Below are 21,155 nucleotides of genomic sequence, written 5' to 3'. Positions count from 1 at the left end.
TTTTCTATGGAATCATATCTTTTTCGAAATAAAAGGAGAGAGGTGAACGATTTGTGAGTACTCCCGATAGCAAGATGATTAGGCGTGTTGTGGCTTCCAGCATGATTGGTGCAACGATTGAATGGTATGATTTTTTTCTTTACGGCGTATTAGCAGGTATCGTACTTAATCATTTGTATTTCCCGTCCGGTGATCCTGTCATTTCAACAATACTTGCCTTTGCGACTTTCGCCATTGGATTTGTGATGCGGCCATTAGGTGGTATAATTATCGGCCATTTTGGTGATAAAATCGGCCGGAAAAGTATGTTGATTTTGACCCTGACCGTTATGGGGATTGCCACCGGATTGATTGCCTTTTTACCGACATATGAACAAATCGGAATATGGGCACCAATTATTCTTCTTGTTTTACGCATGCTGCAGGGACTTGCAGTTGGCGGAGAATGGGGAGGAGCCGTGTTGATGACCTTTGAATTTGCCCATCCTTCCAAGCGGGGATTTTTTGCCAGTTTGCCTCAGATTGGTTTATCGATAGGGCTGCTGCTTTCGTCCGGTATTGTAGGCTTGATCTCAACCATATTGACAAATAGTCAGTTTATGGTTTGGGGTTGGCGTATTGCTTTCGGCGTCAGTGTTGTATTGGTGTTTTTAGGTTTATATATCCGGTTGAAAGTATCGGAAACACCCGAATTCCAAAAGGTTAAAAAACAAAATACGGAATCAAGTGTTCCTTTTAAGGACATGTGGAAAGGAAATGTCGGAAATGTTCTAGCAGGTATGGGAGCAAGGTATATTGACGGAGTTTTTTTCAATGTTATGGGTGTGTTTTCCATAACATTCCTTGTAAATAACATCGATATTTCCCGTGATGTAGCCCTTCTTGGTGTATCGATAGCGTCATTTGTAATGTGTTTCTTCATTCCAATATTCGGCTATATTTCAGATCGTGTAGGTAGGACACGGACCTATTGGTATGGAAGTCTGATTACAGGCTTTTCGGCATTGCCTGCTTTTTGGATCATGACCGTAAGCGGGGGGAACACTTTATTAATCTGGTTGTCTATTATCATTCCATTCGGCATTTTTTATGCAGCAGTTTATGGTCCGGAGGCTGCGTTATTTGCAGAGTTATTTGAACCAAGAGTGAGGTATACGGGAATGTCGTTCGTTTATCAGTTTTCCGGCATTTTCTCGAGTGGGATTACACCTATGATTGCAACATACTTGATTGCTTTAAATGGAGGTTCACCATACTTGTTAGTTGCTTATGTAATATTTGCCGGTATCGTGAGTGCTGTTTCGGCCCGTTGGATATACAACAAGCAGAACCAGGTAACAGGGGTGAAAGGTAAGAACGGAACTATGTCGATATGAGTTATTATTGTTTCAAGTTCATTGGGGAAAAAATTGTAACTAAATTAGAGGTGAAATTATGAACTGGTGGTTAATTTGGATCATTGCTTTCCTAGTACTTATTTTCACGGTCAGTATTATTTATTCACGAAAAATTGAGACTGCAGATGATTACGTGATGGCTAATTTCAGTTTGGGTTTTTTTCCAATATGCGGATCCGTCATTGCAACCGTGACGGGATCTGCAGCACTTATCGGTGGTGCCGGTAAAGGATTTGATATGGGGATTGCCTATTTTATAACGGTTATAAGTTATGTTTTATTTACAGTTTTAGCAGTAACTATAATTGGTCCAACGATACGAAAACTAAAATTATATACAATCCCCGATTTATTTGTCAGGCGGTTTGGAAAAGCATCAGCCCTTATTCCAGCTTTAATTATCGCCTTTCTTTATATGACCCCAACCTTTGGAATGCAGTTAGTCGGGATGAGTTCAATCCTTTCAACGATCATGGATGTTCCAGTTGACATGGGTGTTATTTTAGGTTTTCTTGTTGCAATCGCATTTACTTTGCTTGGTGGGATGCCTAGTGTGGCATGGACGGATGCCATTCAGACTGTCGTTATCCTTGCAGGTGTAATTTTAGTGTTTATCCTTGGATTAAATCATGTAGGTGGTATTGATGTTGTAATAAACAATACGCCTGAACATATGTTTGACTTTTTTAGTATTGGAGGAAAAGAATTATTTAATTGGTTTCTTGTATTTGGGCCATTTTATATAGTATGGCAAACGACGTGGCAGCGGGTGACTGCTGCAAAATCAGTCAAGGTAGGTGTATGGTCGGTTAACATAGGTTTCATTATCTCGGGTTTAATTGGATTATTGGGTATATTAATCGGGATTATGGCTCTTCAACTATTACCGACAACTACAGACCCCGACTTAGTGTATATTGAATTTTTGGTGAGCGTCTTCCCTTCTTCCATTGGCGGTTTATTTTTAGTTTCCCTTTTAGCAGCACTATTAACAGGTGCTACCTCATTTCTGTTGAGTGGTGCAATTAATATTGCAAAAGACATCTATCAAGGTTGGATTACGCCCGATGCATCAGATATTCAAGTGTTGAAGGCAGCACGTTTTTCTGTTGCAGCAATGGCTATATTAGGATTACTTATAGCATTATACATTACAGATATCATAGCTATCTATAAGATTGCGCTATCGTTCACTGCTGTAACATTGGTTATGCCTGTTCTCGCGGCCATGTTTTGGAAAAGAGCAACAAAAAAAGGGGTTATATCAAGTGTTATAGGAAGTATGATTGTTTCCTTTACATGGAGCTTAATCGGAAACCCGTTTGAAATTCATGAAATTGCTCCGGGACTTATAGCATCATTTGTAATTTTGGTGGCTGTCAGTCTATTTACGGAACACTCCAGGGATGAGGAAGTTGTTTCATACTATTCTCTTTATAAAGGAGTTAATGACCCGTCTGTAGATTATGAAGATAGCAGTAAGGAAGCGTAAAGAAATCTTGTACTTTTGAAAGGAGCTTGCCGTATGAATGCCAATCTTTTATTTATTAATGCTAATGTAATAACTCTGGATGGCGCGAACAGTCGGGCTGGTTCAGTTGCAGTGTCTAACGGGAAGATAACCGGAATTTGGACAAAGCCGGAACCTCCTAAAGGGGAGATTGACATAAATGAAAAAATGAAAGTAGTAAATCTTCATGGTGATACTTTACTACCCGGTTTCATAGATACACATAATCATATCTTAATGTATTCCCAAACGAAAGAGCAGGTAGATTGCAGCTCCCCCAAGAACAAAACGATTGCAGATATAGTTGAGGCTATTGGACTAAAGACAATGGAGACCATTGATGGTGCATGGGTGGTTGGTTTCGGTTATGATGATACATTATTATACGAAAAACGTCATTTAACACGCTGGGACCTAGATAAAGTTTCCCAAAAGAACCCTGTGATTGTTAAACATATATCCGGACATGTTGCGGCGGTTAACTCGTTGGCTTTACAAAGTGCCGGTTTAAATGACCAAGTTTCCGATCCCCAAGGAGGGCACTTTGGAAGGGACGATAGAGGGAAATTGAACGGGGTCATCTATGAGCCATCTGCTATGGAGATGGTTCAAAAACAGATACCGAAAAAATCGGTTGAGGACATGGTTAAAACAATTGGCAAGGCTGCAAATGAATATTTAACCCATGGTATTACGACTAACACAGATGCTGCAGTCGGTTTAACGGATGGGTTACAAGAATTGGATGTGCATTTGAAGGCATCCGAAAAAAATATAAACCCCATGCGTACCCAACTTATGATTATGCACCAACATTTACGTAAAGGTGAAAGGTTTGGTGAATATTCCCCGCAAATGCTTAATGATGAATTATGGGAACGTTCAAATGGAAAAGCAAAACTTGATAGTGCCAAAATGTTTCAAGATGGGTCGATTCAAGGATTAACCGGAGCTTTACGCAAACCCTATCACCAAAATCCTGATGTATATGGTGACTTGATTCATGATGAACAGTCTTTTCAGGAAGAAGTACTGGATTTGCACAAAAGAGGGTTTCGCGTTACCACGCACGGCAATGGTGATCGGGCAATTGGGTCAATACTGGATGCATACTCAAATGCCTTAACCAACTTACCTAAAAAGAACCATAGACATCGAATTGAACATGTACAGACCGCAACGACTGAAGACCTAACCAGGATGGGACAATTGGGAATTGCAGGTTCTTTTTTCATTAATCATGTTTACTATTGGGGAGACAGGCATAAAAGAATATTTTTGGGACCGGAAAGGGCAAAAAGGATTAGCCCACTGGCAGATGCGATTGAGCATAATATTTTATTCACACTTCATTCCGATTGTCCAATAACCCCTATATCACCTTTGTTTTTAGTCTGGGCTGCCGTAAATAGGAAAACAAGGGAGGGCGAAATACTTGGACCGGAACAACGAATTGATGTGGAAACAGCACTTAAATCGATGACCATATATGGTGCTCATTTTATTTTTGACGAGGAAAATACCGGAAGCATCGAGTTGATGAAAAAGGCTGATTTTACCATCTTGGAATCGGACCCGACAACAGTTGCCCCGATGGAGATTAAAGATATTAAGGTTAAAGCTACATTTATTGATGGTAAGCCTGTTTATGGACAGGAGATGTTGGTGACTAGTTAAATCGATAGGATGACTGTGGCAAAAACCAATAGAGGATGAATACAAAAACTCCCGTATCAAAGAATTCATGATACGGGAGTTTTTTATTTATGTGCAAATGCGGTCACTTCAGTAGCAGGAGCACTATTTTTGTGGCATCTAAAAGTTTACCTCTAATTTATAATGGTCATTTTTTTGGGAGTGTACGAGTATCATAGTAAAAAGAATTGATAGTATCGAAAAACAATTTATAGGGTGATTTGATCTTTTCGACATTATAAAGGGGGAGTTGGGTAAATTGAGGCTTTTTTAAACTTGTTAGGTGCCTTGGCAATAAAGGTACGTATCTTTAAAAAGTTGTTACTACAAACTTGGAGGGGGTTAACGTTTCATGAAAAAGTGGCTGTTCCTGTTCCTGATTTTTTTGGGGCTAATGCTGGTTTCTGCTTGTGCTGCTGACACAAGTCAAGGAGGGCAGGAAGATGGAGAAACTGGAACAAAAACTAAAAATGGAGATGTAACTGAGCTTAGTTTCATTCATTGGCGAGGGGAAGATAAGGAGGTATTTGAAGACATCATCGCGCAATTTGAAGAAAAATATCCAAACATTGATGTACAGATGAATATTTATCCTTCCGAGCAATATCAGTCAAATGCCCAGCAATTACTGCGTGACGGCTCTATTGGGGACGTATTCACATCTTTCCCGGGTTCGCAATTCGATGCGATTCAGGATGCTGGTTACTTCACGGATTTAACGGGAGAAGATTTTGTGGATAATTTTTCACAAAGTGCCCTTGATGTTGGTCAGGCAAATGGGAAACAACTGGCTATACCTTACCAAATGGTATTCAACATGCCTGTTTACAACAAGGGAATGTTTGAAGAATTGGGAATTGAGGTTCCGAAAAGCTGGTCGGAGTATAAGAAAATGGCAGAAACCCTAATCGAAAATGATATTGTCCCGATTGCGTTTCCGGGCGCTGATATCGGTCCGAATCAAACGATGAACAGTATGATGATGAATAATGCTAAAGATGAAGAGGTTTTTCAGAAGCTTGAAAGTGGAGAAGAGTCTCTCACGAACGAATGGTGGGTCAAAACACTGGAAGATTTTCAGTATTTCAATGAGCATGGGTATTTCCAGGATAATGCACTGGGAACCAATCAGGATTCCGCCATGCAGATGGTGGCGAATGAAGAGGCTGCAATGCTTGCTACCGGCTCGTATCATATGGCGACATTAAAGCAGTTGAATCCGGATCTTAAGCTCGGTTTCCTTCCGCCAATTACGGTTCCGGAGAGTGAAGTTAAGTACGAAGGGATTCATACCGCAACATTTATGCTTGCCATTAACAAAAAATCTGATAAGAAGGAAGAAGCAAAGAAGTTTATTGATTTCTTAAGTCAGCCGGAAATTGCGTCCCAGTACGCAAACGGGACAGGACAACATTTGACCGTCAAAGATGTGAACTATAAGTCAGATGCTTTGAAGAATACAGCGCATTGGATCACGGACAAAAATACAAGATTCCAGCCCAGATACATGATTACAAATGCTGCTGTGGAAGAGGCCGTTCTGAGCTCTATTGAAAATGTACTTGGTGGTACCCCGCCTAAGAAAGCGGCAACTCAGGCCCAGAAAATTGTTGAAGAGAACATTAAGTAAATGATACGAACGGCTCGTATTCAAAGTAATTACAAAAAGGATTGATTTGATGAAAATATCTAAAGCTACGTATCTGTTCTTTGTACCCGGGTTAATTCTATACGCCATCTTTTTCCTGTTCCCGACCCTCAGCGCTTTATTCTATTCGTTTACTGATTGGGATGGGATAAGCGCCGATTTTAATTTTATCGGGCTTGAAAATTATCAACGTGCAGCAACGGGTGACAGTATATTCATGAAGTCCGTTGGAAATAGTTTGGAGTTTATGCTTTTCGTAGCCATTTTTCAAACGTTGGTAGCTTTGGTGTTTGCTATATTTCTGGTAAAAAACACAAAAATTAATTATGGATTACGGGCCTTGTTTTTCTTTCCGACCATTTTGTCATCCGTATCGGTTGCTTTCATTTGGGCTTTTGTATACGACCCGAATTTGGGGATTTTAAATCAAATACTGCAATTGCTTGGACTGGAGTTCTTAACACAGAATTGGCTGGGGAATGGTGATATCGCAATTTATTCGTTAGCTATTACACAAGTATGGTTTCATGCGGGGCAGATGCTTATTATCTTTGTTGCTGGTTTGCATGCCATTCCAAGGGATTTATATGAGGCAGCTGAAATGGAAGGAGCATCCAAATGGCAAGCATTCAGAAAAATTACCTGGCCGCTGCTCGCCCCTTCCGCAACAATCGTTATTGCCTATACAACAATACAGTCATTTCAGGCGTTTGATTTGATTTTTGCCTTGACGCGCGGTGGACCGAATTATTCGACTGAAATCATTGCCACGTACATCTATACCGTCGCCTTCCGAAATTATGATTTTGGGTATGCATCCGCTATTTCTGTTATTTTCATGTGTATTATTGCATTGATTACGTATATTCAGTTCAAAGTTTTGCGTTCCAACCGGGTAACCTACTAGGGGAGGAGCAATCAGCATGTTGATAAGAAAGTTTGCGATATTTATATATGCCGCACTGATTATCGTGCCGCTTACAATGGTGATCCTAACGTCCATGAAGACATTGGAACAGACGTTTGATAATCCGTTGGGAATTCCGGCTGACGGTCTCAATTTTGAAAACTTCATCCAAATTTTTCAGGAACAGACAATGGCCGGTTATTTTATTAACAGCACGGTTGTGACACTTTTTTCAGTAACGTTTACGTTGTTCTTTGCTGCTATGATTGCGTTTGGAATCACTCGGCTGAATAACTGGAAAGGCAATGCCCTGTTTATGGTTTTTACGATCGGTATGATGGTTCCGCCTCAGGTGAATATGGTTCCGTTGTATTCGCTCATGCTGAATCTAGGGTTAACCAACAGCCTGCTAGGTCTTATTTTGGTTAATATAGCCTCGACAATTCCCGTAGCCGTTTTTATTCTGACTGGATTTATGAAGACATTGCCAAAGGAACTGTTTGAGGCATCAACAATTGATGGGGCCGGCAATTGGCGGATTTTTTCAAGAGTGGTTATTCCATTATCATTGCCATCACTTTCGGCAACGGCCATTTTTCTGTTTGTGATGCATTGGAATGACTTGCTGTATCCGTTACTTTTCATTACGGATAATTCGTATAAAACCCTTCCGCTTGCACTACTGGAATTCCAAGGCCAGTATGCCACAAATTATCCAATGTTGTTCACCGGTGTTTTGATTGCATCCATACCAATGGTTATCATGTATCTTTTCTTACAGCGATATTTTGTTGCAGGAATGACTTCCGGCACGGTTAAAGGCTGATAGATATCACAAAACAGAGAGGAAGTGATCAGGTGGGAAATATTTTATACCTCCCAATCGGAAGACAGACTTTTGATTTGGAAACTGGAGAAAAGGAACGTAAGAAGAGTTCCGCTTTTTTAAACGAATTGACCGACCAATTGATAGAACCGGACAGCATTATTTCCTCACCAAGTGCATTGCAAAGGTTTCTGAATAATATTAAAAATGAAGAGGTTTCAGCCGTTGTATACCAAAGTATCACGTTTGCCGATGGTCAATTTATCCGGATGCTGCTGGATCACATTTCCGCTAAAGTTATTGTCTGGTCCATCCGGGAGCCGGCAGTTGGGGAAAGGCTGCGGCTTAATTCGCTGACAGGCGGGAACAGCACGTGCCATGTGCTGAAAAGTGCTGAGCATCCGTATGCGTTTGTGTTCGGCAACACGGAAGAAATAAAGGTTCAGCACAGCATTAAACAGCAGCTTGCCATACAAAATGTACTTGAACGCATGCAACATTTTAATATCGGTGTTCTGGGTGATCATCAGCCGGGATTTTACTTTTCCGGAACAAATGAGAGGCAGCTGAAAGAGAAATTTGGCATTGATATTATCCGCATGGACTTGCAGGAGGCATTTGATAAGAGCAAACAGATGCCCAAGGAAAAATGGGCAAAGGAGATTCGTCGCGCGAAAGAACACGTTATTGGGTTAAACACGAATGATGAAACAGTTCAACGATTTGCTCAATTTACGTCGTTTGTCAGGGAAGAGATTCGTCGGTTTAATATTTCAGCATTGTCTATCCGATGTTGGCCGGAGTTTTTTAACGAGCTGGGTGCAGCCGCCTGTTCGACATTGTCCCAATTCACTGAGGAAGGGGTTGTTTCTTCATGTGAATCGGATATTCATGGAGCCCTTACAATGTTTATTTTGCAGGAATTGTCCGGGGGAGAGGCTCCGTATCTTGGTGATATGGTGCATGTTAATGAAGAAAACAATTCAGTAGTTTTTTGGCATTGCGGTGCAGGTGCTTATTCACTGGCACATCCTGATCAAGGGGCCAAACCCGGTGTTCACCCAAACCGAAAGCTGGGATTTACGATGGAATTCGGGCTGAAGCCTGGAAAGGTAACGATGTTCCGTGTCGGGTATACACCAGAAGGATACCGATTGCTTGTGATGCGGGGACGGGCACTTGATACACCTCAGCGTTTCAATGGCACTTCGGTTGAGGTGGAATTGGAAAAGGATGTGTCTGAAACCGTGTATGGCTTAATGGAAGAAGGGTTTGAGCCGCATTACGGAATGGTCTATGCCGATGTCGCCGACGATTTGATTGCGCTGGGTAAACAGCTCCAGTTGCCGGTCTCGATTTACACTATGGATTGAAGGGAGTAAAAAATCGATATGAAGCGTATCGCCATCGGGATGGCTGGAGGTCCGACAACAGTAATAAATGCGACCTTGGCAGCCTTTGTCCGTGCTTTGTATAAAGAACACTCCCTTACATTTATAATGAATGGCTATGAGGGATTAGCCAATAAAAAATTTCTGCAGGCCAATGATGAAGTTATTGATATCATTTTGGCACATGAAAAAGTGCCGGGAGCATCATTGGGCTCCGGCCGCTATACTTTGAATCAGCAGCAAATTATCGATTCTGTGCATATACTGCGTGATTCTAGGATTGATGCCCTTGTATTCATCGGGGGGAACGGGACGATGGAAGCACTAGAAAAAATTAAAGAGGAAGCCCATCGTCAGCATTATCAACTGCAACTATTAGGAATCCCCAAAACGGTGGACAATGACCTGTCCGGAACAGATCATTCACCGGGTTTTGGCAGTTCCGCAAGATATGTGGCCCAAGCAACAAGGGACATGGGACGTGATCTCTTGTCCATGAATAACTTTGAACAAGTACGAATTATTGAAACGATGGGAAGAAATGTTGGATGGCTCGCAGCGGCTGCCGGGTTTTTTAAAAAATATGATAATGATCCTCCCCATTTCATTGCAATACCTGAAAAGCCGTTAAACCGTGAGCATTTATTTCATCACATTGATAAAGCAATCAAGGATTATGGTGTCGCATTCATTGTTGCAGGTGAGGGAGTGTACTGGGGTAAAGGAGTTCAAATAGAGAAGGGCCGAGTAAATGGCCGCTCCATATTAGGAGGTATTTCAAAGGAGATAGAACATGAGGTGAAAGAACATTTTAATGTAGTGGTACGTTCTGAGCTTTTAGGAATGAACCAAAGAAGTTGTTCTGTTTCTGTATCCGATACTGACTATAAAGAAGCGGTGCAGGTTGGTTATACAGCTGCCCGCTGGCTGAAGGAAGGAGCATCGGAAGTTATGGTGTCCATATATCGCGCTGCAGATTCACTGTATGAAGCTGTATGTAAACCTGTGTCACTAAAGTCTGTTATTCAACAAGGGGAAAGAAAGCTCCCCGAACAATATTGGGATGATCAGGCTGCCTATAATGAATGGCTTCGTCCGCTGATTGGATATGACCTGGTATCTTATCCACCATCAGTTCTAGGGGAGAAGCAATGAAATTGGAACACAATACAAATAAAGCTTTATATCTTCAAATAAAGGAGATATTGGTTAAACGCATTCAGGAGGGTGTATGGGGCGAACATTCGCTTATTCCTACCGAACGTGAATTAATGAAGGAATTTGATGTAAGCAGAACAACAATCAGACAAGCGATTTCCATACTTGTACAAACCGGATTGCTGGAAAAAACACAAGGCAGGGGCACAGTCGTTAAATCCCAGAAATTAGTTGGACAATTAGGCAGTCTGAAAGGATTTGCTGAAGAAGTAGTTGAAAAGGGACAATGCCCTAAATCCAAACTTTTAAGGGTGGTGTTTAATCATCAACTGTTCACCGAAAAGGCAATGTTGGATATCAAGGAAGATGCGTCCGTTCTGTTAATAGAAAGAATTCGTTTTGCTGATGAGATACCGATTGCATTCGAAAGAACCTGCTGGCCGGATAAAATAGGAAAGATTTTAATGCAGTATGATTTGGATGAAGCACACTACTATGAAATTTTGGAAGAACATAATATTTATCTTACTAAGGCAAGCGAAAAAATTTATGCGATTAATGCCACCCAGTTCGAGGGAGATTTACTTGGTATAAGACCAGGTGAAGCAATGCTGGAAATGCATCGGTTAAGTATTGGCATGGACGGTCTGCCGATTGAGTATACAAAAACGAAATATCGCAGCGATCAGTACCATTATAATATCGAATTAAGCAGATAAAAGGAGGAGAGGTGTTCCGAATGGGCAAAGCCAACAACAATTTTTACACGAGCTTTTTTAAATCTGATCATTTATCAGACAAAGATAAGTACTTATTCTCAAAAACTACCCCTGCGTATAAGTTTAATATAATTGGTGCAGGTATGATTGGTCAGGAGCATATAAAGGTAACTATGCTGGAGGGGCGGGCAACTATCAATGGTATATTTGATCTTAACGAGAACAGTATAGCGAATACATCCCAATTTTTTCAACAACAATATCCAGGTAATCGTTTGAAAATCTATGATACGTTGGAAAATGCCTGCCATGATTCGGAAGTTGATGGTCTTATTATTTGTACACCCAATTATACACATATCGATATTGTTAGGGAGGCTATCAAATCGGGAAAACATATTCTGTTGGAAAAACCAATGGCAACAACTTTGAAAGATGCCTGGGAGATCAAAGAGATGGCAAAAGATTATGATTCTATTTTTCAGATTGGCCTTCAATACCGGTATAAACCTATTTATACGGAAGCCGTACATGAAATAATGGAGAGAAAATCGGCAGGTAATATAAGAACAATAAGCATTGTAGAACATCGCGTGCCGTTTTTAGATAAGGTGAACCAGTGGAACAAGTTCGCCGAATATTCGGGTGGTACCCTTATTGAAAAATGCTGTCATTATTTTGATTTGTTGAATCTGTTTGCACAGTCGAAACCTGAAAAAGTATATGCAACAGGGGGCTTGGAAGTCAATTACAATGATTTTCAATACAAAGGAAACAAATCGGATATTACTGACCACGCGATGGTTACGGTAGTTTACGAAAATGGCGTTAAAACCCAGTTTAACTTATGTATGTTTGCACCGATGTTTTATGAAGAAATTATGATTTGTGGTGATCAAGGCAGATTGAAAGCGTACGAAAATGAAGATTTTTTGCCGTTAAAACGGGATAATATGTACATGGAAGTGTTATGCGGTGAAAGTGGTACAGCAAAAACAGCAACACCTTGTTACCCGAAAATTATTCAGGAAAGCGGTCATAATGGTGCTACTTATTTTGAGCATAAGTATTTTGTGGATAATATTGAGGGGGATCATAAAGCAACAGCTACAGTGGAAGAGGGGTTTTGGTCGGTAGTTGTGGGAGAAGCCGCTGAACGTTCCATAAAAACCGGAGAGGTAATTGATGTGGGAAACATGCTGGAAGAGGATATTTATTCTAAATCTTAGCTACGGGTATTAACGGCTACTAAACTGATTTTGGAGTGGGTATTTTTGAAATTTAGCTTTGTATCGAATCTGTATTGTCCGAAGTGTGGAAACACGTATGAAACTGGCAAAAAACATCAATTGTGTACATGTGGCTCGCCATTGCTGGTTGAATATGATTTGGAAAAAGTGAAGAATAACCTGACACGTGATGAAATAAAAACCAGGGAGCCTACTTTATGGAGATATCATGAATTACTGCCAGTTGAAGACGAATCAAATATAGTAACAGTGGGAGAAGGGATGACACCGCTAGTATCGCTGCATAAGGTCGGGAAAGACATGTTACTTGATAACTTATACATGAAGGATGAGGGATTAATCCCGACAGGTTCTTTTAAAGCGAGAGGTGCAGCTGTCGGTGTATCAAAGGCGAAAGAGGTTGGTGTTGAAGAACTGGCGATGCCGACGAATGGAAATGCCGGTGCAGCGTGGGCGCTTTATGCTGCAAGAGCCGGCATTAAAGCAACTATTGTAATGCCGAATGATGCACCAAAAATCACCCGGAATGAAGTTGCATTATCAGGTGCCAATCTTTATTTGGTAAATGGTCTTATCAGTGATGCCGGAAAAATTGTTGGAAAAGCGGTCAATGATTACAATCTATATGACGCTTCCACACTCAAGGAACCTTATCGGATTGAGGGCAAGAAAACCATGGGGCTGGAAATTGCTGAACAGTTAAACTGGAAAATGCCTGATGTTGTTTTGTACCCTACTGGAGGTGGTGTTGGTCTGATTGGAATCTATAAAGCTCTAAAAGAACTAAGAACTCTCGGCTGGGTTGAAGGAAAGCTTCCTCGATTGGTTGCTGTTCAATCAACAGGTTGCGCGCCAATCGTAAAGGCATGGGAGAAAAAAGAGCTTGAATCTGACTTTTGGCCAAACTCCAAGACAAACGCTTTCGGTATAAACGTTCCGAAAGCATTGGGAGATTTTTTGGTATTGGATGCTGTTTATGGAACGAATGGTTGTGCTGTGGCCGTTGATGATGATTTAATGCTTGAGGAACAGAAGAAAGTCGCTGAGATGGAAGGAAGTTTTATCTGTCCTGAGGGAGCAGCTGTCTTTGCAGCAGCGCGCAAGTTAAGAAAGGATGGATGGATTGGACAAAATGAAACGGTCGTTGCTTTGAATACAGGGGCAGGAATAAAGTACCCTGATACAGTCCAATTGAGGCCGGAGATGTTGGAAAAGGAAGATACTATTTTCAAAGCGGTTAAAAACCATAAATAAGATTGAAAACTGTACCGGCAATAAATTTGAGAAATCCCAGATCACCCAATTCGTGGTCTGGGATTTCTTAATTAAACATACAGAATTATCCAAGGCGCAAATAACGAAGTATACTGACAGTTCGGAAAAAAATTAACCTTATTTCAATAAACATCTTGACATCATTCTACATTTTTTTTAAACTCATTAATAACATCAGTGGAGAAATTAATACATATTATCGTCCTTTAAAGGGGGGTTCACGTCGGATTTCCCCGATTATCCCGGTCTATTCATCCAGTCATGAAATTAAATAAGGAGTATGTCAATTTTTATGAAGAAGAGTCAGAATTTTATTAAAAGAGAAAACCAAAATTTTATTTTGGAATTGATTCAAAATAATGATTTGATTACAAGACCTAAATTAGCCAGTTTAGCAAATATGAGTCCAACAACAGTTTCGCGTATTGTGGCCTTTTTGATTGAAGAAGGCTTAATCAAGGAAACCAATCAATATACAACTGGTGTGGGAAGGAAAGCAACTTATCTTGCACTGAATCCCGATTCCTTAATATCAATTGGCGTGGAGCTGGATGAAAGCCTTGTCCGCTATGGCGTTTTTGATTTTTTGGGGGAAGCTATTGTAACAGAAGAAACGGAGAAAGGTATCGGCGAATCTCCTGAATCTTTGGTGAAGACGATGCATGAGGTGATTACGCGGTTAATACATGAAAATCAGATTGACCGAAGTAAAATTACAGGTGTTTGTGTCGGGCTTCCGGGTCTTGTTAATCATAAAAATGGAAATGTTATCAAATCCGCTCAGTTGGTTTGGGAAGATGTTCCGTTACTTCAAATGTTGGAAGAACAATTACCGTTTCCTATTCACATAGATAATGAGCTTAATCTTAAAGCTTATGCTGAACAGTTATTTATTAAAAATAACACAAGCCATTCCACGGTCGTTATTGGCTTTGGAAGTGGTGTTGGATCAGCGTTAATGATAGGTGATCAAATTTACCGTGGATATTTGAATTCTGCCGGAGAAATTGGTCATACAATTGTTGATCCGAATGGGATGTTATGTACGTGTGGTAATTCCGGATGTCTGCAAACCTATATTGCGGAAAGGTTTTTGGTTCAAGAAGCGTCCAAAAAATCCGACGCACAAAGTTTACACGACATTAGTTCTGCCGCTGAAGAGGGCTATAAGTGGGCGCAACGTATATTAAACCGTGCGATTACCTATGCCTCCATAACAGTGAATAATTGTGTTTGCATGAATAATCCGGACCGCGTGATTTTGACAGGCAAAATGATTGAACAATTCCCACATATAGGCAATCGTATTTTGCAAGAATCAAGGGATAAAATATGGTCTCCATTAAACGCTTCAACAAGCATTGAGATATCGCAACTTGGGGAAAAAGGCGTCATTTGGGGGGCTGGTATGTATTCGCAAAAGGAATATATCAATCATTTAAATACAAACAAGGAGTTGATTTAAAGGGGAGTAATTTTTATTTTAAAGCGTTTGTAACCGGATACAGGGATGGTCATTACGGAATTTGTGTGGTCGCAAAAAATGATTCAATTACAGGAGGGTTCACGCTATGAAAAAATTTATGACAAGTTTTGGGGTTTGTGTTCTTATTATAATGTTGTTTTCTGCTTGTACGAGCGGAGGTGGTTCGTCTGACAATGGCAGTGATACAGGGAGTCAGGATCATGACGGTGTAACAGTGGGGTTCCATGAAAATGTCCAAACGTTGAACCCGCACGATTCGAGTTCCGGTAATGATATTAGTGTTTTAAATACCATGTATGAGTCATTGCTTACACCGAATAAAGAGGGTGAATTAGAACCGCTTTTAGCAAAGGGATATCAAGTTAGTGATGACGGTTTGACCTATACGTTTGAACTTAAAAAAGGGATCAGGTTCACTGATGGTACGACATTTAATGCAAAGGCTGTAAAAGCGAATATCAACCACATTTTAGATTCCGATGGATCACTGAATTCTTATCGGGACTTAAAAGGAATTGAAAATGTGGAGTTAGCTGGTGATTATAAGGTTAAGATCACCTTAAAAAGAGCGAATAGTCAATTTATAAGTCAAATTGGTACAAAACCGATGGCAAGTCCTAAAACGCTTGATAGTGCCAATTATGCCAAAGAATCCGCCGGAACAGGTCCTTTTAAGCTGAAAGAGTGGAACCACGGCGATTCGGTAGTTGTTGTGAAGAACGAGGATTATTGGAAAGATGGGTATCCGAAAGTTGATAATATTACTTTCAAGCCTATTCCGGAAAACGGTTCCCGTGTGGCTATGTTTAAAACGGGTGAACTGGATGTGATTTATCCCGTCCCTGTCAGTGATGTGAAAGATCTGCAAAATGCTGACGGAAACAAAGTAGATTTAATTGAATCTACCTATGTAAACTATACAACTATTAATACTAGCAAAGAGCCATTCAGCAATAAAAAAGTGCGAAAAGCGATGAATTACGCAATTGATAAGGATGCCTATATTAAAGTTGTTAAGAATGGGTTTGCCAAGAAAGTTGATTCACCGCTTCCGAAGACCAATGTGAATTATACAGCTCAGGAAACATATTCGTTTAACCTTGATAAAGCAAAACAGTTAATGAAAGAAGCAGGGTATGCAGATGGTTTTTCGACAACCATTTGGGGCAGTAATTCCAGTAAAGATAAAAAAGGTATGCTGTTTATAAAACAACAGCTGAAACAAATCAATATTGATGTCTCGGTCAAACAATTTGAACGGGGTACGTTATCCGAAAAGATCAATAAACCGAAAACACCGGAGGATTCTGAAGTGGATATGTGGTATGTGGGCTGGTCATCGACGCCTAGGGATACAAATAATGCATTAAGCCCGCTTTTCAGCACAAGTGCATTCCCGCCAAATGGTGCTAATACGGCATATTACAGTAATCCAAAGGTCGATAAGCTGATTAATGGTGCGCTTCATGCGAAAACAGAGGAAGAAAGACAAAAGAAATATGATAGTGTACAAAAAATTATTTGGAATGATGCGCCATGGCTGTTTTTAGCAACTGATGTACAGCAAATTGCAATGAATGAAAATTTGACAGGTGTATGGAGATCATCAGACGGTAACTTGTATATTAAAAATGCTGCTTGGAAGTAATGATCTTGAACTAAAGATGAGCCTGGGGCAGAAAGTGTTTTATTCAAAGAAAAACCCGAACAACTAAACAGAAAATGGAGCGTAAAATCGCTCCGGAAATATACTTCGCTTTCCGCGGGCGGCTGCTGAGCCTCCTCGTGCTTAGGCACTTCGGAGTCTCATCTAGGCCTTCCCTCCCGCAGGAGTCTGCGTATATTTCCTCCGCTAATTTCCTAATTGTTCGCCTTTCGAATTACAACGTTATCGATTTGTCCCAGGCGCATCCTTTATCTATGAAATCACAGGCACCCGATTTTATGAATTCTTAACTGAAGAAGCAATGTGGTTGTCTTATCATACGAACATAAAAGGGGAGAAAAATATGGGCAAATATATCATCAATAGGTTGTTTGGGTTAATTCCTCTCCTTATTGCAGTTTCCTTTTTGATATTTCTATTCGTCCACTTAATTCCGGGTGATCCTGCCCGACTAATGGCCGGAAAAGATGCAACTGTGCATGAGGTTCAAGCAATTCGGGCGGAACTCGGGCTCAATAAACCTTTTTTTGAACAATATTTGATGTATATGAACGATCTGTTACACGGTAATTTGGGTTATTCATTAAGGTCGGATGTCCCTGTTACGGAATTATTCAGTGAGCGGTTTATCCCTTCTATGGTTCTATCTTTATGGAGTATAGGCTGGGCGGTTGTGTTTGGAGTTTTAATAGGTGTAATTTCTGCTGTGTTTCGGGGGAAATGGCCGGATTATATTGGCACAATGACGGCAATATCAGGTATATCCGTTCCGAACTTTTGGCTGGGATTGGTCATGATTCAGATATTTGCTGTTACATTTGGCGTTCTGCCATCTGGCGGCATTGAATCTTTGTCCAGTTATATTTTACCGTCATTTGCGCTGGGTGCGGGGATTATGGCAATGATTACACGGTTTACACGGTCATCGCTTGTACAAACATTACAAGATGATTTTATTCGTACAGCCCGTTCAAGAGGACTTGATGAAAAAACAGTTGTATTGGGTCATGCACTCAAAAATTCATTGATTACGGTCCTTACCATTGCAGGGCTTCAATTTGGATATCTGTTAGGCGGATCTATTGTTGTAGAATCTGTCTTTAGTTTTCCTGGTATGGGAAGATTGCTGATTGATTCGATACAGTTTCGGGATTATCCAGTGGTGCAATCGCTATTATTAATTTTCTCTTTGGAATTTATCCTTGTTAATTTCCTGGTTGATATTTTGTATGGCTTTTTGAACCCGAAAATTCGCTACAAATAATGATAATTTCGTTGTTGTGTGTTTAAAGACAAATCTAAGGCACAAATGGGGGATAATAATGTCGAAAGCGGAAGTGATTTTAGACGATGCACAAGACCTGAATAAGAAAAAAGATTCAAGTTTCTGGAAAATTTATCGTTCATTTAAAAAAAATAAATTGGCTTTATATTCATTTTTCTTTCTATGTTTTATGTTGCTTGTTGTTATTTTTGGTCCGTGGATTGCACCTTATAATCCACAAGCTGTGAATTATGATCAAATCCTGGAAGGGCCGTCATGGAGTCATTTAGCAGGGACGGACCAATTCGGAAAAGATGTTTTGAGCAGGTTGATTTATGGGGCAAGAATCTCGCTTGGGGTCGGTGTGGCATCTGTATTGTTAGGTGCGCTTGCCGGAACGATTTTAGGCTTGATAAGCGGGTTCATGGGGAAATGGGTGGATCGTATCATTATGCGAATATGTGATATCCTGTTTGCCTTTCCTGATCTGGTTCTGGCAATTGGTATGGTTGCGATTTTAGGCTCCGGGTTGAAAAATGTGGTTATTGCAATTGCCTTTTTCTCTACGCCTTCTTTTACGCGCATTGTTCGCGGTGAGACATTGGAAATTAAAGAGCGGTTATTTGTGGAAGCTGAGCGGTCTATCGGTGTGAAAAAGGGAACTATCATGTTTAAACACGTGTTCCCGCAGACAATCTCTACAATTATTGTATATATTACCATGAATGTCGGCGGTGCAATTATCTCAACAGCGAGTTTGAGTTTTCTTGGATTGGGGGCACCAGCTTCTTCTCCTGAATGGGGTGCGATGATCAGTACATCAAGAGATTATATTGGTGAAGCATTTCATCTTATCTTTTTCCCCGGGTTTGCCGTGTTTATCACCGTGTTGGCGTTGAACTTGTTCGGGGACGGGTTACGTGATGCATTGGATCCGAAAACAAGGGATTAAAGGGGGGAGACAGCTATGTCAAATTTATTGGAAGTTAATAATCTCAAAGTCGGCTTTACTTCGGATAATCATACGACACAGGTTATTCGCGGGGTGAGCTTTGAGGTTAACAAAGGTGAGATTGTAGGAATTGTAGGTGAATCCGGTTGTGGAAAAAGTGTTACCTCACTTTCAACGATGCGCCTTTTAAAAGGCACATCCGGAAATATCCAAGCAGGTGAAATATGGTTCCAAGATCGGAATTTGCTTGAACTTACAGAGAAAGAAATGCGTGATATTCGAGGGAATAAAATGTCTATGATTTTTCAAGATCCGATGACTTCGCTCAATCCAGTTTTAAAAATTGGAAAACAGTTGACGCAGGGAATCAGACTGCACTTGAACTATAGTAAAAGTAAAGCAAGAGAATATGCCATTGAGATGTTGAAATCTGTTGGTATTCCCAGGTCAGAAAGCATCATGAATGAATATCCACATCAGCTGTCAGGTGGAATGTGTCAGAGGGTTATGATTGCTATGGCAATGTCTTGCAAGCCGGATTTACTCATTGCAGATGAGCCGACGACAGCCCTTGATGTCACCATCCAAGCACAGATTTTAGAATTAATGAAACAGTTGCGTGATGAGAATGATACGACAATTTTAATGATTACGCATGATCTGGGGGTTGTTTCGGAAATCTGTGACCGTGTGATTGTGATGTATGCTGGTACTGTGATTGAAGAAGGAGAAACTGAAAAAGTATTCAATAATCCGAAACATCCATATACGGAAGGGTTAATCCAATCTATCCCAAAAATTGGTGAACATCAATCAAAACTTTATGCAATTCCCGGACAAGTGCCGGATCCTGCCGATATGCCAAAGGGGTGTAAGTATGCTCCGCGTTGTCCATATGTGATGAATGCCTGTAAAGAAAAGGAACCATCATTAATTACAGATGCAGATTCCAGACAACACAGGTGCTGGCTGTATCAAGGGGAAGGCAAGGAGGGTGAGAAGATTGACGTCTGATACGGTACTGGAAATCAAAAATTTAAAAAAGCACTTTCCGATATCCAAAGGGTTATTCGCCAAAAAGGCCTATATCAAAGCTATAGATGACGTTTCTTTTTCGATTCGTAAAGGAGAAACAGCAAGTATCGTGGGGGAATCAGGCTGCGGAAAATCCACTTTAGCTAGGCTGGTAAATGGATTGATTGAAGCGGATGAGGGGACCATTGTGTTCAAAGATAAAGATCTTACACATGAGAATGAAAACGTGTGGCGATCTTATCGTCAACCGATGCAGATGATTTTTCAGGATCCTTATGCTTCGCTCAGTCCGAAAATTAAAGTAAAAGATTTGGTGGCTGAACCATTAAAAGTCCACCAGCCGGCGATGTCTAAGAAGGAACGACTTCGGTTAGTTGAAGAGACATTAGATATATGCGGGATTGGCCGTCATCATCTTAACAAACATCCCCATCAATTTAGCGGAGGTCAACGCCAGCGTATCGGGATTGCACGTGCATTGGTGTTACGTCCTGAATTGATGATTTTAGATGAAGCAGTTTCTGCACTCGATGTATCCGTACAGGCGCAAATTTTGAATTTGTTGAGGGAGTTGCAAGAAAACTTTGATTTGACATATCTGTTTATCTCACACGACTTAAGTGTAGTGGAACATATTAGTGATACGATCACCGTTATGTATCTAGGAAATATTGTGGAGATTGCGGATAAGCAAACCCTTTTTCACGATCCAAAGCATCCTTATACAAAAGCATTGCTTTCATCTATCCCGCAGACGGATCCAAATAACCAAAGAGAGCGAATTGTTCTTCAAGGCGAAATTCCCAATGCAGCGGAACCGCCAAGCGGCTGTAAGTTCCATACACGCTGCCCGATGGCGATGGATATTTGTAAAACGGTTCGACCCGAAATGCAGACCTTAAAGGATGGTTCACAGGTGGCATGTCATTTGTATTAAATGTTGAGATAGTTTTTGAGAATAAAAGTTGAGTAGGAG

At 40.7% G+C, this 21,155-nt stretch carries 17 protein-coding genes; all 17 read left to right on the top strand.

Features of this window, described 5'->3' with window-relative positions:
- The first annotated feature begins 53 nt into the window (after positions 1-53).
- The 17 genes from B1K71_RS16395 to B1K71_RS16315 all read left to right on the top strand — a co-directional run bounded on the left by B1K71_RS16395 (position 54) and on the right by B1K71_RS16315 (position 21,116).
- Positions 54-1,376, top strand: coding sequence for an MFS transporter (locus tag B1K71_RS16395; RefSeq protein ID WP_245799324.1), 1,323 nt, complete (start codon positions 54-56; stop codon positions 1,374-1,376).
- A 58-nt stretch (positions 1,377-1,434) separates the two neighbouring features.
- A complete protein-coding gene (locus B1K71_RS16390) occupies positions 1,435-2,889 on the top strand; it encodes a sodium:solute symporter family protein (protein WP_077328925.1) in 1,455 nt (484 codons plus the stop codon).
- Between the two features lie 33 nt (positions 2,890-2,922).
- Positions 2,923-4,584 (top strand): amidohydrolase, encoded by a 1,662-nt coding sequence (locus B1K71_RS16385; RefSeq protein WP_077328924.1) that lies wholly within the window; start codon positions 2,923-2,925, stop codon positions 4,582-4,584.
- Between the two features lie 370 nt (positions 4,585-4,954).
- Positions 4,955-6,232, top strand: coding sequence for an ABC transporter substrate-binding protein (locus tag B1K71_RS16380; RefSeq protein WP_077328922.1), 1,278 nt, complete (start codon positions 4,955-4,957; stop codon positions 6,230-6,232).
- 49 nt (positions 6,233-6,281) lie between these two features.
- The gene (locus B1K71_RS16375) at positions 6,282-7,157 is read left to right on the top strand and encodes a carbohydrate ABC transporter permease (RefSeq protein WP_077328920.1); all 876 of its coding nucleotides are present in this window, start codon (positions 6,282-6,284) and stop codon (positions 7,155-7,157) included.
- A gap of 16 nt (positions 7,158-7,173) precedes the next feature.
- Positions 7,174-7,983, top strand: coding sequence for a carbohydrate ABC transporter permease (locus B1K71_RS16370; RefSeq protein ID WP_077328918.1), 810 nt, complete (start codon positions 7,174-7,176; stop codon positions 7,981-7,983).
- Positions 7,984-8,015: 32 nt separating this feature from the next.
- Positions 8,016-9,356 (top strand): sulfoquinovose isomerase, encoded by a 1,341-nt coding sequence (sftI, locus tag B1K71_RS16365; protein ID WP_077328916.1) that lies wholly within the window; start codon positions 8,016-8,018, stop codon positions 9,354-9,356.
- Positions 9,357-9,374: 18 nt separating this feature from the next.
- On the top strand, positions 9,375-10,529 hold the full coding sequence (locus B1K71_RS16360; protein ID WP_077328914.1) for a diphosphate--fructose-6-phosphate 1-phosphotransferase: 1,155 nt from the start codon (positions 9,375-9,377) through the stop codon (positions 10,527-10,529).
- Entirely contained in the window at positions 10,526-11,251 is a 726-nt protein-coding gene (locus tag B1K71_RS20295) for a GntR family transcriptional regulator (RefSeq protein ID WP_077328912.1), read from the top strand. Before B1K71_RS16360 ends, B1K71_RS20295 begins: the two co-directional genes overlap by 4 nt.
- A 20-nt stretch (positions 11,252-11,271) precedes the next feature.
- A complete protein-coding gene (locus B1K71_RS16350; RefSeq protein ID WP_077328911.1) occupies positions 11,272-12,480 on the top strand; it encodes a Gfo/Idh/MocA family protein in 1,209 nt (402 codons plus the stop codon).
- 45 nt (positions 12,481-12,525) lie between these two features.
- Complete coding sequence (locus B1K71_RS16345; protein WP_077328909.1) at positions 12,526-13,755, top strand: threonine synthase; 1,230 nt, start codon at positions 12,526-12,528, stop codon at positions 13,753-13,755.
- A gap of 313 nt (positions 13,756-14,068) precedes the next feature.
- Positions 14,069-15,241 carry an ROK family transcriptional regulator gene (locus B1K71_RS16340; RefSeq protein WP_175631942.1) on the top strand — a complete coding sequence of 391 codons (1,173 nt, stop codon included), beginning with the start codon at positions 14,069-14,071 and terminating at the stop codon, positions 15,239-15,241.
- Between the two features lie 106 nt (positions 15,242-15,347).
- Positions 15,348-16,910 (top strand): ABC transporter substrate-binding protein, encoded by a 1,563-nt coding sequence (locus tag B1K71_RS16335; protein WP_077328905.1) that lies wholly within the window; start codon positions 15,348-15,350, stop codon positions 16,908-16,910.
- A 361-nt stretch (positions 16,911-17,271) separates the two neighbouring features.
- Positions 17,272-18,192 carry an ABC transporter permease gene (locus tag B1K71_RS16330; protein ID WP_077328903.1) on the top strand — a complete coding sequence of 307 codons (921 nt, stop codon included), beginning with the start codon at positions 17,272-17,274 and terminating at the stop codon, positions 18,190-18,192.
- 58 nt (positions 18,193-18,250) lie between these two features.
- Positions 18,251-19,144 carry an ABC transporter permease gene (locus tag B1K71_RS16325; RefSeq protein WP_077328901.1) on the top strand — a complete coding sequence of 298 codons (894 nt, stop codon included), beginning with the start codon at positions 18,251-18,253 and terminating at the stop codon, positions 19,142-19,144.
- Between the two features lie 15 nt (positions 19,145-19,159).
- On the top strand, positions 19,160-20,158 hold the full coding sequence (locus B1K71_RS16320) for an ABC transporter ATP-binding protein (protein ID WP_077328899.1): 999 nt from the start codon (positions 19,160-19,162) through the stop codon (positions 20,156-20,158).
- Positions 20,148-21,116 (top strand): ABC transporter ATP-binding protein, encoded by a 969-nt coding sequence (locus B1K71_RS16315; RefSeq protein WP_245799323.1) that lies wholly within the window; start codon positions 20,148-20,150, stop codon positions 21,114-21,116. The genes B1K71_RS16320 and B1K71_RS16315 overlap by 11 nt, the downstream gene beginning before the upstream one ends.
- Positions 21,117-21,155 lie beyond the last annotated feature (39 nt).

The organism is Virgibacillus siamensis, from assembly GCF_900162695.1.
Lineage (GTDB): Bacteria > Bacillota > Bacilli > Bacillales > Amphibacillaceae > Lentibacillus > Lentibacillus siamensis_A.
This window is presented reverse-complemented; position numbering and strand designations above follow the sequence as displayed.

Excerpts from the sequence above, each read along its gene's own strand:
- B1K71_RS16340 (WP_175631942.1), top strand. The coding sequence starts at position 14,069 with ATGAAGAAGAGTCAGAATTTTATTAAAAGAGAAAACCAAAATTTTATT.
- B1K71_RS16390 (WP_077328925.1), top strand. The coding sequence starts at position 1,435 with ATGAACTGGTGGTTAATTTGGATCATTGCTTTCCTAGTACTTATTTTC.
- B1K71_RS16370 (WP_077328918.1), top strand. The coding sequence starts at position 7,174 with ATGTTGATAAGAAAGTTTGCGATATTTATATATGCCGCACTGATTATC.
- B1K71_RS16350 (WP_077328911.1), top strand. The coding sequence starts at position 11,272 with ATGGGCAAAGCCAACAACAATTTTTACACGAGCTTTTTTAAATCTGAT.
- B1K71_RS16330 (WP_077328903.1), top strand. The coding sequence starts at position 17,272 with ATGGGCAAATATATCATCAATAGGTTGTTTGGGTTAATTCCTCTCCTT.
- B1K71_RS16335 (WP_077328905.1), top strand. The coding sequence starts at position 15,348 with ATGAAAAAATTTATGACAAGTTTTGGGGTTTGTGTTCTTATTATAATG.
- B1K71_RS16380 (WP_077328922.1), top strand. The coding sequence starts at position 4,955 with ATGAAAAAGTGGCTGTTCCTGTTCCTGATTTTTTTGGGGCTAATGCTG.
- B1K71_RS16325 (WP_077328901.1), top strand. The coding sequence starts at position 18,251 with ATGTCGAAAGCGGAAGTGATTTTAGACGATGCACAAGACCTGAATAAG.
- B1K71_RS16385 (WP_077328924.1), top strand. The coding sequence starts at position 2,923 with ATGAATGCCAATCTTTTATTTATTAATGCTAATGTAATAACTCTGGAT.
- B1K71_RS20295 (WP_077328912.1), top strand. The coding sequence starts at position 10,526 with ATGAAATTGGAACACAATACAAATAAAGCTTTATATCTTCAAATAAAG.
- B1K71_RS16360 (WP_077328914.1), top strand. The coding sequence starts at position 9,375 with ATGAAGCGTATCGCCATCGGGATGGCTGGAGGTCCGACAACAGTAATA.
- B1K71_RS16375 (WP_077328920.1), top strand. The coding sequence starts at position 6,282 with ATGAAAATATCTAAAGCTACGTATCTGTTCTTTGTACCCGGGTTAATT.
- B1K71_RS16320 (WP_077328899.1), top strand. The coding sequence starts at position 19,160 with ATGTCAAATTTATTGGAAGTTAATAATCTCAAAGTCGGCTTTACTTCG.